Raw genomic sequence first — 16,458 nt, 5'->3', positions numbered from 1 at the left:
TTCAATCCATAGCTTGTCACCTGCTAGATAAGCTATAAGCCACTGTATCATACAGCCAATGGGCATACCCCTGGCCGCAAGCGGTTCCCAGCGGATATGCCATGTTACTGTCCAGATGCCTGCCTGTGGACAGTATCTATTTTTTAAGTGTAAACCGGTAATCTCCTGATCCTACCCGGATACAGTATCCCTTATCCGTCTGTTCTACAGAGCGGATCCCTTCTTTTCCCTCTTCCCCGGGCAATAAGAGATCGCCGCCTTCCTGCAGCGCTTCTCCGGTGGCCGGAAGCAGCACCACTGCGCCGGTATTGCAGGGAATGGTTAAATACAAAGAAAAATCCATGTCTGTTTTTTCCCATTCTACAGAAACCATCCCATACATGGTCTCTTTCTTAGCTGCCGCAAACCGCAGATCACCGATTGGCCCCGGTGCGATCAGAACCTCTTTGCAGGCTGGCGAAAGGGGCACGATCCCCGCCACTTTTTCGTAAAAGCATCCGCTGATGCTTCCGAACATGGGCTGGTTATGACAGCAGGAACACTGATAGAACCCGTATTCTTTTTCCCAATACTCCCACAGCGCCGTGGCCCCGTTGGTAAGCATATAGCCATAGCCGGGATATGTAGTATTTGTGATCATCTGATATGCAATATCCCCATACCCGTTATCCACAAGTGTTTCAAATAGATAAGGTGTCCCAAAGATCCCTGTATCCAGATGACCATCACATTCCTTAGCAACATGCTTTGCCATATATCTGAAGACCTGTTCTTTTTCCTGTTCTTTTACAGCTCCCAGTTTATAGGCAAAGGCTTCACTGCCCTGTGCCCCGATGCTGTACCGGCCTGTCTCCTTATGGAAAAATTCCCGTCGGAAAGCCTGTATGGTATTTTCCTTTAAAACACTGTAGGACTGCCTTTCCTCTTCCTTTCCCAGAACCTTCGCTATATTTTCCATCAAAGAAGCACAATAACCGTAAAAATAGGTATTCACAAACCGGGGCGGAATCAAGGTCTCACCCGGCGTTGACCACTCTCCCAGGCAATCCTTATCTGTCCCTTCCGCTTCTACGATACCGTTTCGGACACCTGTAGCCAGGAACTCCATCCAGTGTTCCATATTTCCAAAATGTTTTTTCAGTATCTCTGTATCCCCATAGTATTCATAGCATAACCAGGAAATGATAATATAGGCACAGCCCCAGGCCGGACCGCCCCCGCCGTCCTGACAAGGTACCGTGTGAGGCACAAAACCTGTTTCCGCATCCTGGGCATCCGCAAAATCGTCCATCCAGGCAGCATAAAAATTCTCCATATTAAAATTACAGATACAGGCTTTCGCTGCTGTCAGTGCATCCCCGCCGTACCCCTGCCTTTCCCTGTGGGGAGAATCCAGAGGCATGCCGCAGTGCAGCCCATTTAACAGGGACCAGCGGGAGGCCTGCTGGATCTGATTCATCAATACATTGGAGCAGCTAAACTGTCCGTCTTCTTCCACCCCTGTATGTACTACCACAGCCTCAATATCTTCTGTTTCAGGCATTTTCCCGTATCCCTGTATTTCCGCGTATCGAAATCCATGCCAGGTAAAGCGGGGCTGATACTCCTCCTCCTCTCCTCCCTTCAGGATATACACGTCTTTCTGCTGTTTCCATCCGGTTCCGGTGCTGTAATAATTGATCTTCCCATCCGGCCACAGCTCCTCGCCGAAACGCATGGTTATGGTCTGTCCCTCACTGCCCCTCACTTTCATCTTTAACCAGCCTGTGATGTTCTGCCCGAAATCCAGCACATACATATCCTCTTTGACCTTCGTAATCGTTCTAGGATGTATCGTGCCTGTCACAGCGTCACCGGATGCCCTCTGTTCTGTCAGACTCCCTCCGGGTTCTTTTGCCGGTCCCGCCTGATTCCATTCCTCCTTTCGCACACCGGGCCGGTTCCACCCTGGCAGTTCCTGACGTGCATCATATATCTCTCCGAAATAAATATTATTATATTGTATAGGCCCCTGCTGCCATGTCACGGAAGTATCACTGCCTACTGTCTCCCTGGTTCCATCTTCATAATACAGTTCAATCTGAAATAACAGCTTCGGACAGCCATACCATAATAGTTTCACATTGACCTTATCCCTCTGGTTATACCAGCCATTTCCCAAAATCACGCCCATGGTATTTTCCCCATTTTTTAGGTCTTCCGTAATGTCATAGGTATGGTAATAAACTCTTTTGGTGAAATCCGTTCTGTTGGGCAGCAGAAATTGTTCATTCCTTTTCTCTCCATTGAACGAAAGCTCATAGAATCCTAACCCGCAGATATAAGCCGTGGCTTTTTCCAGCTTTTTCTTTACCGAAAAGTCTTTTCTGAAATAAGGTGCACTCACCTGGTCATCTGCACAGATCCAACTGGCTTTCCAGTCGCTTTCCTCCAAGAGTCCTGCCTCAAAAAAGTTTATCTCACTCCAGGGAGACACTTTGCCCGCCTCGTCCCAGATCCTCACGCACCAGTATATCCTCTCTCTGGAATGAAGGGATTCCCCTCCGTAATAAATGCCCACAGAACAGGAACTCTCCACCCTGCCGCTGTCCCAGCACAGGCCGCTCTCATCTGAAAGCTGGGTTTTGCTGTGCGATGCCCATATCTGATAGGCGGTTTGTCTTCTGCCTCTTCCATATCCTGCCATCTTCCATGCTAATCTGGGGTTTTTGCTGTGGATCCCCATGGGATTTACAGAATATTCACAGGTAAGTTTTTCCGGTGCATAACATTTTCTTTCCATCCTAATCTCCTTATCTCCATTGAATCACAACGCCCATGAACGGGGAACGGTTTTCCTGCATCTGTTTATATATCCCGGCAGCCTCCTCATAAAAAACTCGGTGGCTGATAAGACTGGCCACTTCCATCTGCCCGGTGGCGATCATCTTGAAGAACACTTCACTGTTACGCACACAGGTCCAGGGATCATCAAACCCTGCCGTCACAGCCTGGGAGGAGATGTGCGCCCCTATGATCTGAAAACTCCCCGCGTTGCAGAAATCGTGAAAATCAAATTTTGTTTCTTTTCTCGGTGAACTCAGCATACAAAGTTTCCCCTGCTGATGCAGCACCTGAAATTCCTCCGGGATCAAATCTGCGTTTCCGGTGGTCTCAAACACAATGTCCGCAAGCTCACCTTGTGTGGCCTGCTTTACTGCTTCCATTACGGACTCTGTTTTTGAGGACACAGGAATCACTGCTGAAGATTTCGGAAGATATTCCAGCCTTTTTTGGGAACGGTTCACAACTACTATTTCTGTACACCCTCCGGCCAGCAGATAACGGACTAAAACCTGGCCGATGACTCCCGCACCGTAGACCACCACCCGGTTTCCCAGTTCAATCTTGGTTCGTCTGATCCCATTTAAACCAACTTCTGCAATGGCAAAAAAGGCAGCCTCCTCTGAGGTGATATCATAACGGATCACGCGGAGTTCCTCTTCCTTTGCCGTCACGTACTGTGCATGTTTGCTGAAACTGGCTACTCTCCTGCCAATCCATTCTTTTGAAACCCCTTCTCCTGTCTCTACCACAACTCCTACATTGGAATAGCCCGGTGTCATTGGATAATGGATATAGGAAGACCATTTGGAATCTTTGGGACATTCCCCATTTAAAAAGGTCAGTTCTGTGCCAATGCTGACCAAAGATACCTCTGTCTGGATCAGGACCTCTCCCTTTTGGGGTTTTGGACATTCCCTGTCCTGCAGCTCCACATTTCCTGCTGATGGAAAAATAATTGTTTTATTCATGGAAACCTCTCCTTTTGTTAAATTTTCGTAGTGTTGATATAACTCTTCTGCGCCTAGTATATCGTCTTTTTCCATAATTCTATCTTAATTATTTTACCGAAATCCTATCTATTTTTACCACTGCAAACATGTTCCTCCCCCTGGTGCCTTTCCTATACCCGGACCGTTCCGGGCAGGCCGGCTTTGCCCGGACAGCGTAACAGTTCAGACAAGCTGAACCGTTACGCATCCAGCCATTAAAAATCGCTTCGCGACGGGCCGGATAAAGCTGGCACTACTTTTTCATACGGTCAGCGCAGTAAAGGCGCAGACCTGTCTGAACTGTTACCGGACAGCGTCTGCAATGAAAGTTGAGATAGTAAAAATAGACAGGATTCCAGTAAAAATATTGCATATATTTCTTCTGTTCAAGTTCTATAATTCTAAAGTGTATTTGAAAGACCCTAACGGTAATTTTCAAACATACCATAAAAAAGGAGGTAACTAAATTGATAAACATTGGAATTATAGGATGCGGCAGAATTGCGCAGGTACGTCATATCCCGGAATATGATCAGAACCCGGATGCCTGTATTTACGGGGTATATGACATGAATGAAAAGCGTACCGAAGAAATCGCGGCAAAATATCATGCAGTCCCATATAAGTCTTACGAGGACCTGCTAAATGATGAGGCCATTGACGCGGTCAGCATCTGTACAGCAAATCACTCACACTGCGAAATTTCCATAAAGGCACTAAAATCGGGAAAACATGTCCTGTGTGAAAAGCCCATGGCTGTCACCTACGACGAATGCCAGGCTATGGTAAACGCCGCAAAAGAGACCGGGAAGTTTCTGATGATCGGCCAGCAGGAGCGTCTGTTCCCCACCCACGTAAAGGCCAAAGAGATCCTTCAGAGCGGTGCCATTGGAAACGTTTTAAGCTTCCACACCAATTTCCGCCACTCCGGTCCCGAAAACTGGACCGTTGACCGCCAAAAAGTCTGGTTCTTTGACAAAAGATCCGCCGCCTTCGGCGCCATGGCTGATCTGGGGATACATAAAGCAGACCTGATACATTACCTGTTAGATGATGTGATCGAAAGCGCCATGGCCGTAACCGAGACCCTGGACAAAAAAAATCCTGATGGAACTCCCATTGACGTGGACGACAATGCAGTCTGCATCTTCCGCACCCAAAAGGGCGTCATCGGGACCATGGAAGTGAGCTGGACCTGCTACGGCCAGGAAGATAAATCCACCATAATATACGGTACCAACGGCAGCCTGAAAATCAACTGTGATCCCCAGTACCCTATTATCTTAGAAAAAAAGAGCGGAGAACAGATTAACTTTGATATGAACAACTATCATTGCGGTCAAAACGGTTCCGGTATCATAGATACCTGGATGACCTGCCTGACCACAAACACCCCGCCCCTGATCTCCGGAGCATCTTCCTTTGAATCTATGAAGGCAGTCTTCGCCACATTAGAATCCGCAGAAAAGGGGTGTGTTGTAAACACCAAAAATCTGTCCTGACCTCCCTCAGGATGAAACTTAATATTAACGATACACGACACAAAAAAGACGCCGGACAGGTCCCTTACTCCTATCCGGCGTCTTACTCAACAAACTATATAATTTTCAAAATCCCCTTCTATTTGATCGCTCCGTCCACCATTCCCTGTATGATCTGCTTCTGCGCAAACAAGAACAGGATAATGATGGGTATCATGGCAAGCAGCGCTGCCGACAAGATCAAATCCCATTGTTTCACATAAGACCCCACAAAACTGCTGACCGCAACCGGCAGTGTTTTGATCCGGCCATTCAGTCCCAGCATCAGAGAAGGCAGAAGGTAGTCGTTCCAGATCCAGATACCGTTCAATATCAGGACCGTCACCTGCACAGGCTTCAAAAGCGGGAAAATGATCCGAAAGAAAGTCCCCTCGGGACTGCACCCATCAATCCACGCGGCCTCCTCCAGTTCATAAGGGATCCCCTTCACAAATCCGTGCAGAATGAACACAGACATAGACCCGCCGAAGCCCAGATAAGCAAAGATGATTCCCTTATAACTCTGCAGCATCTGGATTCCGAAAAAGTTGGAGGTTTCCCGGAATGTGGAAAGTAGCGGCAGCATGACCACCTGGAAAGGAATGACCATAGCGGATACAAAAAGCATAAAAATAAAGCTTGACCATTTGGTCTTATTTCTCACCAGTACCCATGCCGCCATACTGGAAAATACCGTCAGCAGCAAAAGAGAAACTGCCGTGATCAGCAGAGAGCTGAAGAAAGAGTTCCAGTAATTAAAGTTCTGGTTATGAATCACATTGCTCAGATTGGTAAAAATCTGCCCCCAGTGTTCCGGCAGGGTAATGGGACTTGTGATAATGTCCGCGCTGCTTTTTGCAGAGTTCACAACAACCAGCAGGAAAGGAGCCAGGATGATGATCGTAAGAATCACACCGATAACCTCTGCGATTCCGGTTCTTATTTTTTGTGCCTTCATTACATTTCAACCTCCTTCTTCTTACTGATGGATACCTGTGTCAGGGAAACAATGGCCAGGATAATAAAGAAAACCACTGCCTTTGTCTGCCCCAGTGCATACTGATTCTTGCTGATAGCCGTATTATATATGTTTAAAGCCAGGAACTCTGTGGCCTGTACCGGTTTTCCCGCCAGGATACGGCTGGGCGCTCCGTTGGTGATGGCCAAGTTCAGGTCAAACTGCTTGAACGAGTTCACAAGTGTCAGGAAAATACATACGGTAAATGTATTGGCTATCATAGGGACTTTAATCTTCAGCAGTGTTGTGATCTGGTTGGCACCATCCACATTGGATGCCTCCAGGATATCCTTAGGCACACTCTGAAGCCCTGTCACGTAAATCATCATGATATAACCCGCATACTGCCAGGTACTCACGATCAGGATCGCCGCAATCGCCAGATTGGGGTCTGTCAGCATGGATGTACTGCCCTCGATCACAGTTGTCATTACCTTGTTGAAAATAAACTGCCATACATAACCCAAAACAATACCACCGATCAGGTTCGGTATAAAATAAGCTGCGCGGTAAAAATTTCGTCCTTTTACTTTTGACGTACACAGAAGGGCCAGTCCGAAAGCCACCAGATTGACAGCCAGCATGTTGATAACCGTAAAAATAAAGGTTACTACAAAGGAATATATATAATCGTTTGATTTAAACATACTTATGTAATTGCCAAGTCCCACAAACTTTTCAAATTTGATTCCGTTCCAGTCCGTCATGGAATAGAAAATACCGCAGGCAAACGGGATCAGCACCGTCACCGCAAACGCGAAGATCAGCGGAAACAAAAACAATACATTGATAATGGAACGGTGTTTTCTGGTAGGAAGCAGATACACACCAGCCATTACAAGCACAGCTCCTGCTATGAGAAGCGGCCCTCTGACCGCGGAGGAGCTGCCGGAAAAATCCATATACAGTGCTGCTGCCATACATAGGATGCCCGCAGCTATGGCAGCGATTGATATTGTTTTTTTCAATTGAACATTCATGTCTTTTCCCCTTTTGAAAATTTACCGGCTGTCCTCCCCGGATATGCCCGGGACCTTTCCCGCGCACACCCTAAGGAAAAACCGCCGGCAAAACTGGTTAATTGCTTCCGTTAGTTGCTACATAATCTTTGATCACTGATTCCATGGTGTCTACAAATCCCTGTTTGTCCAGCTGGCCCTTTGCGTACAGCTCAAATACAGCGCCTGTGGCATTCTGTGCGATACCTTCCGGCTGTGTCAGCCAATCCCAGGCATATGTCTTGCCGTCTTTGATATAAGGAAGCATACTTTTTGCAAGTGGTGTGCTTGGCTCCAGAGTGCAGGATTTATACGGGGAAACCATTCCGCAGTCCTCAACCAGGGCTTTCTGTCCCTCTTCGCTCTCAGCCAGTGCCTTTAAAAATGCCTTGCAGGCGTCAATCTTATCGCTCTCATTATAAATACCCCAAACAGCCGGTGCATCTACGATAATACCGTCAGTGTCCTCTGTTGAGAAAGCAGCCGGTGCCAGGCCGCAGGCAAACTCTGCCTTATATGTGGGAAGTGACGGGTCGATCCAGTTGCCCTGTGTGATGAATGCCGCTTTTCCTGTTGCCCACAGCGCAAGCTGGTCATCATATGTACCGGAGATCAGTACGTTCTGGTCTGAGTAGTCAAACAGCAACTGCAGCCAGTCCCCAAATTCTCCCATTCTATCCTTATCAATCTCCCCTGCATTCAGCTTATCAATGATATCTTTGTCTGTTCTGTCTTTTCCCTGGGAAATATAGGCTGCCATCATGTGATTTCCTGTGGACCAATACATTTGCCCTGACTCTGCTGCCACAGCGCAGACAGATGTGATCCCCAGCTCGTCCTTCATGCCGTCTATTTTTTCAAATGCTTCTTTATACGCATTGATATTTGTCAGTGTGGAGGGATCTATACCTGCCTGATCCAGTATGTCTTTGTTATATGCCAGGCCAATGCCCTCAAGCGCAAATGGCATACCGTATACCTTTCCGTCCTCTCCCTTAAACGCATACTCTGTATCTTCAATCCAAGATTCTCCGTCCAATGGTTCCAGCCAGTCTTTAAAAGAAGATTTGTAAGAGTCTGCGGCAAATGCAAAAATATCCGGCATATTGCCTGCTGCATAATAGTTCTTGAGCTGTCCGTTTACATCCACACCGCCGCCCAGGGATTCTATGACAACCTCCTGCCCGGTCTCTTCCTGATACTGCTTTGCGAACTCCTTCAAAGCTCCGTCAATCTCAATTTTTGTGTTCATAAAGCGAATTGCGTCCTTGCTCACATCCGCTGTGTCCGCTGTCCCCTGTGTGCTGTCGTCAGCTTTGCCGGTGTCATTTCCACTGTCTGTATTTCCTCCGCATGCTCCCAGTGTAACTGTCATTGCTCCCGCAAGTAATGCCGCTAAAATCTTCTTTTTCATTTCTCTTACCAACCTTTCTGAGGATTATTTTTTTATACCTTTTGCGCATAAGGTTTTGATGTTTTGTATCTTACCACCAACCCCGCGTAAAATCAATGTTTTTTATAACACCTAATATGCATTTCTCCATTTTTAACAGAATTCCTCCCTATTTCAACCTATATACGGCTGTATTTTTGTCTATATTTAACAAAAGGTTTTTCGCAAAACCTTTTTACAAAATTCGACATCTGTGTACTTTTGCGCAAAAGCAAGTATTGTATGACGTCCGCTGTAATGCTTTGTCTGCTTTGTCAATTTTGAACAAATTCACTAAAAACGAAATACAGCGGATGGTCGATGGCCTTTTCCTTACTGCCTTCCTCCGTGTATCGGTAAAACTGCAGCGGCAGTCCTGCGACTGCCTCCGCTAAGATACGGACACAGGAATATACTGCCGTCATCTGCATGGAGGAACGCTCCGTTACAAGTTTGCCGGAAGTGCTGCCGCCGAATAAAAATCGGTAGGCACTGCCAGTGGTGCTGTTGGTAGGCTTATCCCTTGACCGAAACAGACCGCTGAATATTCTCATATATCATCACACTCCCTCTAAAAATTTATGAAACTATTGACCCTTGATAGCATTTATGCTATCATATCATTAAGAAATAAATAAAACACTTTGAATCATACTAAGGATGCACAATCGAATTCTATGAAAAAGACAATGGGGAATCCGAAATTTGGGAGTTTCTTGAAACATTGCGAATAAAAGCATCAACGAACAAAGATGCCCGCATACAATATAAACAGGCAGTTCTGTACATTCAGCTGCTGCAGGACAATGGCACCCGCCTTCCGGAAAATGTTACGAAGCACCTCGGCGATGGTATATAGGAACTGCGCCCAGGAAACAACCGTGTATTCTATTTCTACTTTAGAAATGACACCTTTGTTCTTCTCCATCAATTCCGCAAAAAGTCACAAAAAACACCACGCCGCGAAATTGACAAAGCCAAAGCAGAGCGTGATGATTATTTATCCAGAAAGGAGGCTGAAGCATGAAAACCTGGAATGATTACAAAGACCATGTAAAAACAATTGACCCCGAAGGTAAAACTAATATCGAGGAAGCTGAAAATCTTGCCGCCATTGTAGGAGCTATGATTGAACAGCGCAATGCACTTGGAATCAGTCAGAGGGAACTTGCCTCCATTTGCGGAATCCCCCAATCTTCTGTGGCAAGAATTGAATCCTTCAAAACCACACCAAATTTAGATACCTTGCTAAAGATTTTTCAACCGCTTGGTCTGAAGCTCACTGTATCTGCATCAAAGCAGATTGGCCGGTAGTATGAACTGCAATCCATCAACAATCTTGGGAACAGAGCAATCTGTTCCCTTTTTATATTGAAAAAGTGTCTTCGACACTTCAACTCCCCTAGCCCCTCATTCATGAGGGGAATTAGGGGTTTCTTTTTCTTCCGTTTTCCTTCATAATAGGCTTATGAGCATACTACAAGATATTTTTAAAGACAAATATATGGATAACCCACCAGAAGGAATGACACCCGAGGACATTCGCCGCATGAGCGAAGATGCACTTCTGGATATGGATTATTTCTTAAATGAAGATGACCTGTTTGCTGACGAGGCTGGTGTGGAAGGTTTTTATATCTTCTAACTGTGTCGTCATGCAGTCATGTTCAAACACACCGTTATCCAACATATGTTCAAGGAACGTATGTTTTTTTTATTGCCCCCAAAATCGAAATTTCCTATAAAGTATAATAGAGTTTCGTTTGCGAAACTCGCAGCCGCATCGCGACATCTACAGCTTACGCCGCAGTGCACACCCCGCCGGGAGGGATTTTTTATCTTATAGGCGAACTTTCCTATAAGACAAAAAAGCCGTATGGCTGCAGTTAACCTGCAAGCCATACGGCATAAAGTTCTGATCCTTTATTATTTATTTATATTTCTTACGGAGTCCCGGATGACCATGCGGGTAGGAAGCACCACCAAAGTCTCTGCTTCCTCCGGTTTCCCCTCCAGCATCTTCACCAGCATGTCAACAGCCACCTGGCCTTTCTCCTGGATATCCTGACGCACTGTGGTCAGCGCCGGTCTTACCAGGGAAGCGTATTCCACATCATCAAATCCTGTGATAGAAATATCCTCCGGAATCTTCCTTCCGCTGTCCTGCAGTGCATTGAGAAGCATGGAGGCATAATAATCCGAGGCGCATATAATGGCTGTGTATGCATAGGATCTTTCACACATTTCTTTCAGGTTATCCTGCTCTCCTCTGTTTCCGGAACATATCTTCAGGAAGTTCTCCTCACTGTCCGGAAGTCCGGCTTCCTCCATTGCCTGGCAGTATCCCAGAAAGCGCTGATGATCCAGGTTTATATTATTATCTGCCAGAAAAGCTATTTTCTTGTGGCCGCAGCCTATCACATATTTTGTCATCTCATATGCTGCTTTTTTGTCTTCCAGACGGACGTTGATACAGTTGTCCAAATCATCGGTGTCATAATCATCAATGATCACAATGGGCTTTTTGTAGCGTTCCTGCAGATATGAGATCTCACCCTCCACAAAACCACAGGTCACCAGTCCATCCATGTTCCAGGACAGGATAAACTTCTGTACCTGCTGTACATCATTCAGTGCATAGACCATCAGATTATAACCTTTGCTCCTCACACGCTCTTCCACTGCGCCCAGCAGTTCGCCGAAGAACTGGTCTTTAAATGGGTTTTCTTTTCCGTTGACCTTGACCACCATACCAATGATCCTGGAGCGTTTGCTTGCCAGATTCCTGGCATTGATGTTTGGCATATAGTCATATTCCTCCAAAACCTTCCTGATACGCTCCACATTGGCTGGTGAAACCTCTTTTGTCTTGCCGTGAATGACGTTTGACACCGTGGTGGTGCTCACGTTCAGCATATTGGCTATCTCTTTAATTGTAATCATTTCTAAGTCCCCAATCTGTTTACAGTTCAGACAGGTCTGCGCATTTACTGCGCTGACCGTATAAAAAAGTAGTGCCCGCTTTATCCAGCCCATGGCGAAGCGATTTTTAATGGCTGGATGAGTAACAGTTCAGCTTGTCTGAACTGTTACTCTAATCTGTTTACAGTATTTCTGCAGTGATCTCTTTTCTGCGGCTTCCTGTATAAGTACATTTTCCGCTTCTGTCGATTACAATCTTACCATAATTTTCGGGATTTTCATAGTCTTTCCCTTTGCCGTCATCCTCATACCACTCATAAGATGCCCCTTCTTTTACAAATGCAATGGCCTTTACCCGGTCCATGTCCACTTCATCGGTATACTCTCCGCCGCCGGACAGGAGCAATATTTTATCTGGACGCAGAAATACCAGCATTTCACTGAGACCGGCCTTCACATAGTGATGTCCTGCGGGGAGGATTTCCGTATCATAGTCAGTCAGGCTCCGGAAACGGAAAAGTGCCATCTCCTCCGGCAGATATACATACCTTCCCTCCGCATTCTGTGTGTAGACCGGAGCGATCATAAGGCTGTCCCCCACTAAGAGCTGGTCCTCCACCTGGGAGGCAAAGGTATCTTCTGTGTATACGAAAGACAGAGGCATAAAGTACATATCCCCGAAAAGGGCAGCTTTCATATATTCACTGTAAATATAGGGCAGCAGTCCATAGCGGATCCCCAGTATATCCGCAAACTGCTCCATATGGTCAAACCGGTAAACCTCCTGCATTCTGGTCCCCAGTGCTGTGTGATTCCTCATAAGCGGGGAGAACATGGCAAGCTGGATCCAGCGCATGACCAGATCTTCCGTAGTATCCGAACCAAAGCCGCCGATATCGGCGCCTGTATAGAGTATTCCCACCATATTCAGGGACGGCATCATCTTCAGATTGAGAAGCAGGTGCTGCCACCAGGACTTGTTGTCCCCTGTCCAGATGCCGCCATACCGGTGCATACCCACGTAGGAGGAACGTGAAAACATGAGGATCCTCTTGTCCGGGCACAGGCGCTCAAATGCCTCCCCTGCGGCTCTTGTCATATTATAGCCGAACAGGTTATGTACTTTGTCATGGCGCACAGTTCCCATGTCTGTGCTGTGATAAAATTTTTTAAAATCCTCCGTATTGTTTGCCAGACTATCCACCAGACCCGTAAACTTCTGGAAAGTATCCAGATCCAGGTTCTTTCCCTTCAGCTCTGCGATGGCATCAATGGTATCATCCATGCGGTCCTGAGCAAAGAAGATGGAAGGCTCGTTCATATCGTTCCAGAAACCTTCTATTCCTTTATCCAAAAGGAACTGATACTGATTTCCGAACCACTCCCGTGCCTCACGGTTTAACACATCAGGAAAATGCACCTGTCCCGGCCATACACCGGCGATAAACTCTTTTCCGTCCTTATCCTTACAGAAATAGCCTTTCTCCACACCTTCCTCATAGACCGGATAACCTTCCTCCACCTTCACACCCGCGTCTATGATAGGCACCAGACGGATATTCTGTGCCTTCATATCTCTCACAAGGCCTTCAAAATCAGGGAAGCGCTCCTCATCAATGGTGAAGTCTTTGTACCGCTCCATATAATCAATATCCAGATAAATACTGTCAAGGGGCAGGTGGTTTTTCCGGTGCTCCTCTGCCACCTCTCGGATGTCCGCCTCACACTTATATCCCCAGCGGCTCTGTTGATATCCGAATGCCCACCTGGGCGGTATATAACTTCTGCCGATAAGCCCTCTGAATTCTTTTACGATGGAACGGATATCGCTGCCCTCCAGAATATATACATCAGCGTCCGGCTCCTCCAGTGTAATGACCAGTTCATCCAAATGAGTATAGCCTACATCAAAGCTGATGATTCCCGGGTAATCGAAAAAAACACCGAAGGTCTCTTCACCTGCGACCACCAAAAAGTTATGGGATGCGTACAGGGAATGCCTGTCTTCCAAATGGTTCGGCTCATCCGCGCAGCAGCTCTTGTAAAGCCATCCCCTTTTGTTGATCCCTCTCACATTTTCACCCAGTCCGTATACCAGGTCCTTTTCCCCAAGGCGGCAGGAAAATGTGAGTCTGCCATCCTGTACGGTCTGTTTCAGGTAAGGCAGCGTATGATCCTCTGCTGTTATCTCCTTTACAACCGCGTCCGTACAGAAAGGATTTCCGTATGTGTATTTCCGTATCATGTCTATTCCTCCTGGTTCTCCATTATTATTTGGACATCATAGCACATGCCTATTTATGCCGCAATACCTTTTGCGCATAATTTATACTTCATACAATATATATCAAATACATTATGGCATATTTTCCGCATTTTTCTGCCTATATATGGTTTTATGCACAAATTTCCCGAGATGATTTTAGTCATAATAACAACGGTAAAAATAAACAAGGGAACGTACTCATGTACATTCCCCGGTTTGGCTTGATTTTTCTGTTCTACTGTGCCTCTTCTGAACTCTGGCCGCTGTTATTTTATTAAATCCTGTTATTTTTCCATAGGATAGCAAAGTCCCCATTTTTTACGGACAGCATCCATCTGCTCCATGATCCGGACAGTCTGGCTGTGGGACATTTGAGGACACTCACAAAGTCCCTCCTCTATAGCCTTTTTGCAGGCTCTCACCTCATATTCATAACCGCTTATCTGCTTTGGCTGGTCATACCGGGCCGTTACTTCCCGTTTCTCATTATAGACCGTGATGGATTCAAAATTATTGATATTCTCCACCACAAGAAAACCTTTTGTTCCGTAAATGATGCCCTGCCTGTCAGAGAGCGCCCGGAGGGAATTGTTCAGCACAGACATCCTGCCGTCCGGGTAGCAGAGGGTAATGCTGCTCTGCGCATCCACGCCTGTGTCTGTCATTACCACAGAGGTATCTATGGATGAAATGTCATCCCCAAATGCGATAGATGCAAATGTCAGGGTATAAACACCTACATCCAGCAGCGCACCCCCTGCCAGTTCAGGCACCATCATCCTGTGGACGGATTCCAGGAGGTATCCCAGATTGGCAGTCAGAGTATACGGCTTACCGATGGCCCCTGAGGCAATGACCTCCTGCAGTGTCTCTGCCATGGGCATATATCTCACCCACATGGCCTCTGCCAGCAGCAGACCTTTTTCTTTTGCCAGCACCGTCATCTCCCTGGCTTCCTGTGCATTTACGGAAAATGCTTTCTCGCACAGAACATTCCTGCCGTTTTCCAGCAGCATCTTTACATTGGAGCAGTGTTCGGAAATGGGAGTCGCCACATATACCAGATCCACCTTCCCATCTGCTGCCATCTCTTCATATGTACCGTATGCTTTTTCAAATCCGAATTTTGCGGCAAAAGTATCCGCTTTCTGCTGGCTTCTGGACGCCACTGCGTACAGTTCCACATCCTCCATGTACCGAAGTGTCTCCGCCATAGTCGCAGCAATATTCCCTGTACTTAACACACCCATTCTTAATTTTTCCATGTCTATCTCCTTCTACGGAATAAATTTCCTTAGCTTCTTGATGCCTGTCTCCTTCTGCGGAATAAATTTCCTTAGCTTCTTCATGCCTGTCTCCTTCTGTGGAATGAATTTCCGCTGTATCCTCATGGTTTCACCGCAAATTTTATTACCCCATCCTGCCTGCCTTCAAAGATTTCATATGCCTGCAAGATACCGTCCAAGTTCGTCCTGTGAGTGATCAGGCAGCTTGTATCCAGTTTTTTCGCTGACAAAAGCTCCATGATCTCCTCACAATAGCATCCGTCCACTCCGCCTGTTTTAAAGGTCAGGTTCCTGCCGTACATCTGGGGCAGGGGAAGGACCTGTTCCTCCTCATACATGGCAACTATCACGACAGATGCATTGGGTCTGGCAATCTTCCATGCTGTCTCAAAAGTATCCGCCCCGCCTGCAGCTTCAAATACTACATCAGCGCCTCTCCCATGGCTCTCTGAGAGGACACGCCCTACAACATACTCCTGCACTTTTCCTGCCACGTCCGCATAATCCTCGGCTCCGCAGCGGCAGCGCTCTGGCATGGGGCATACCACCGCGTCAGCCAGCCCTTGTCTCTTGGCCAGTTCCAGCCTGTCCGCATCCACATCTATGGCAATGATCTTTGCCGGACTGTATAACCGGGCACACATCATGGTACAGAGCCCTGTGGGACCGGCACCCAGGACCGCAACCGTATCCGCAGGTTTTAATCCGCCCAGTTTGGCTGCCCAGTAACCGGTTGAAAGGATGTCCCCGGTGAACAGAGCTTCCTCGTCGGTCACATGGTCAGGTATCTTAGTCAGGCCATTGTCCGCATAGGGAATGCGGCAGTATTCCGCCTGACCTCCGTCTATGCGGCATCCAAGCGCCCAGCCGCCGTTTTCATCCTCGCAATTATTCACAAATCCCCTTCTGCAGAAAAAGCACTCCCCGCAGAACGTCTCCACATTGACCGCCACCCGGTCACCGGGGCGGACCTTCTTTACAGCACTTCCGGTCTCCACTACCTGTCCCACAAACTCATGGCCCAGAATGGTTCCCGGCACTGCCCTGGGCACCGCTCCGTGTTTTATATGGATATCACTGGAGCATATGGTTGTGAGCGTTACTTTTACGATCGCATCCGCGGCATTTCGGATAACAGGGATATCCCGCTCTTCAAGGGCTATGTTTCCCTTTCCCTGATATACAACAGCACGCATCTTAT

The 16,458-nt window shown here is 47.0% G+C and carries 13 protein-coding genes and 1 pseudogene; 3 read left to right on the top strand and 11 right to left on the bottom strand.

The annotated features are described in order from the left end of the window. Positions 1 to 136: 136 nt before the first annotated feature. Together C6P39_RS13180 and C6P39_RS13175 are read right to left on the bottom strand one after the other, a co-directional pair. The gene (locus C6P39_RS13180; protein WP_104804078.1) at positions 137 to 2,782 is read right to left on the bottom strand and encodes an alpha-L-rhamnosidase; all 2,646 of its coding nucleotides are present in this window, start codon (positions 2,780 to 2,782) and stop codon (positions 137 to 139) included. Positions 2,783 to 2,792: 10 nt separating this feature from the next. Next, on the bottom strand, positions 2,793 to 3,794 hold the full coding sequence (locus C6P39_RS13175; protein ID WP_158661561.1) for a zinc-binding dehydrogenase: 1,002 nt from the start codon (positions 3,792 to 3,794) through the stop codon (positions 2,793 to 2,795). Between the two features lie 488 nt (positions 3,795 to 4,282). Between C6P39_RS13175 and C6P39_RS13170 the strand changes: the two genes are divergently transcribed. Continuing rightward, positions 4,283 to 5,317, top strand: a complete 1,035-nt coding sequence (locus tag C6P39_RS13170; protein WP_104804077.1) for a Gfo/Idh/MocA family protein — start codon at positions 4,283 to 4,285, stop codon at positions 5,315 to 5,317. 118 nt (positions 5,318 to 5,435) lie between these two features. On the opposite strand, the gene C6P39_RS13165 is transcribed toward C6P39_RS13170, so the two are convergent. From C6P39_RS13165 to C6P39_RS27955, 5 genes and pseudogenes are all read right to left on the bottom strand, one after another. Beyond that, on the bottom strand, positions 5,436 to 6,293 hold the full coding sequence (locus C6P39_RS13165) for a carbohydrate ABC transporter permease (protein WP_095172297.1): 858 nt from the start codon (positions 6,291 to 6,293) through the stop codon (positions 5,436 to 5,438). Next, positions 6,293 to 7,333: a carbohydrate ABC transporter permease gene (locus C6P39_RS13160; protein WP_104804076.1), complete on the bottom strand. Its 1,041-nt coding sequence runs from the start codon at positions 7,331 to 7,333 to the stop codon at positions 6,293 to 6,295. Before C6P39_RS13160 ends, C6P39_RS13165 begins: the two co-directional genes overlap by 1 nt. Before the next feature lie 97 nt (positions 7,334 to 7,430). Next, positions 7,431 to 8,765 carry an ABC transporter substrate-binding protein gene (locus C6P39_RS13155; protein ID WP_104804075.1) on the bottom strand — a complete coding sequence of 445 codons (1,335 nt, stop codon included), beginning with the start codon at positions 8,763 to 8,765 and terminating at the stop codon, positions 7,431 to 7,433. Between the two features lie 308 nt (positions 8,766 to 9,073). After that, positions 9,074 to 9,337: pseudogene (locus C6P39_RS13150) on the bottom strand (phage portal protein); the annotation flags it as partial. A gap of 185 nt (positions 9,338 to 9,522) precedes the next feature. Further along, positions 9,523 to 9,711: a hypothetical protein gene (locus C6P39_RS27955; RefSeq protein ID WP_242987039.1), complete on the bottom strand. Its 189-nt coding sequence runs from the start codon at positions 9,709 to 9,711 to the stop codon at positions 9,523 to 9,525. On the opposite strand from C6P39_RS27955, the gene C6P39_RS28490 reads away from it, so the two are divergent. Together C6P39_RS28490 and C6P39_RS13140 are read left to right on the top strand one after the other, a co-directional pair. After that, the gene (locus tag C6P39_RS28490; RefSeq protein WP_242987186.1) at positions 9,646 to 9,810 is read left to right on the top strand and encodes a type II toxin-antitoxin system RelE/ParE family toxin; all 165 of its coding nucleotides are present in this window, start codon (positions 9,646 to 9,648) and stop codon (positions 9,808 to 9,810) included. The two genes, C6P39_RS27955 and C6P39_RS28490, sit on opposite strands and share 66 nt — an antisense overlap. After that, the gene (locus tag C6P39_RS13140) at positions 9,807 to 10,097 is read left to right on the top strand and encodes a helix-turn-helix domain-containing protein (RefSeq protein WP_104804074.1); all 291 of its coding nucleotides are present in this window, start codon (positions 9,807 to 9,809) and stop codon (positions 10,095 to 10,097) included. Before C6P39_RS28490 ends, C6P39_RS13140 begins: the two co-directional genes overlap by 4 nt. Positions 10,098 to 10,709: 612 nt before the next feature. Here the strand turns inward: C6P39_RS13140 and C6P39_RS13135 are convergent. The 4 genes from C6P39_RS13135 to C6P39_RS13120 form a co-directional block, all read right to left on the bottom strand. Next, positions 10,710 to 11,726, bottom strand: coding sequence for a LacI family DNA-binding transcriptional regulator (locus tag C6P39_RS13135; RefSeq protein ID WP_158661560.1), 1,017 nt, complete (start codon positions 11,724 to 11,726; stop codon positions 10,710 to 10,712). A gap of 160 nt (positions 11,727 to 11,886) precedes the next feature. Further along, complete coding sequence (locus C6P39_RS13130; protein WP_104804072.1) at positions 11,887 to 13,950, bottom strand: glycoside hydrolase family 31 protein; 2,064 nt, start codon at positions 13,948 to 13,950, stop codon at positions 11,887 to 11,889. Positions 13,951 to 14,255: 305 nt separating this feature from the next. Continuing rightward, complete coding sequence (locus C6P39_RS13125) at positions 14,256 to 15,236, bottom strand: Gfo/Idh/MocA family protein (protein ID WP_104804071.1); 981 nt, start codon at positions 15,234 to 15,236, stop codon at positions 14,256 to 14,258. A 122-nt stretch (positions 15,237 to 15,358) separates the two neighbouring features. Beyond that, positions 15,359 to 16,453: an alcohol dehydrogenase gene (locus C6P39_RS13120; protein ID WP_104805924.1), complete on the bottom strand. Its 1,095-nt coding sequence runs from the start codon at positions 16,451 to 16,453 to the stop codon at positions 15,359 to 15,361. Between the last annotated feature and the right edge of the window lie 5 nt (positions 16,454 to 16,458).

Source organism: Blautia marasmi (assembly GCF_900258535.1).
Lineage (GTDB): Bacteria > Bacillota > Clostridia > Lachnospirales > Lachnospiraceae > Blautia > Blautia hominis.
The sequence above is the reverse complement of the archived record's forward strand: the minus strand, read 5'-3'. Positions and strand labels throughout refer to the sequence as shown.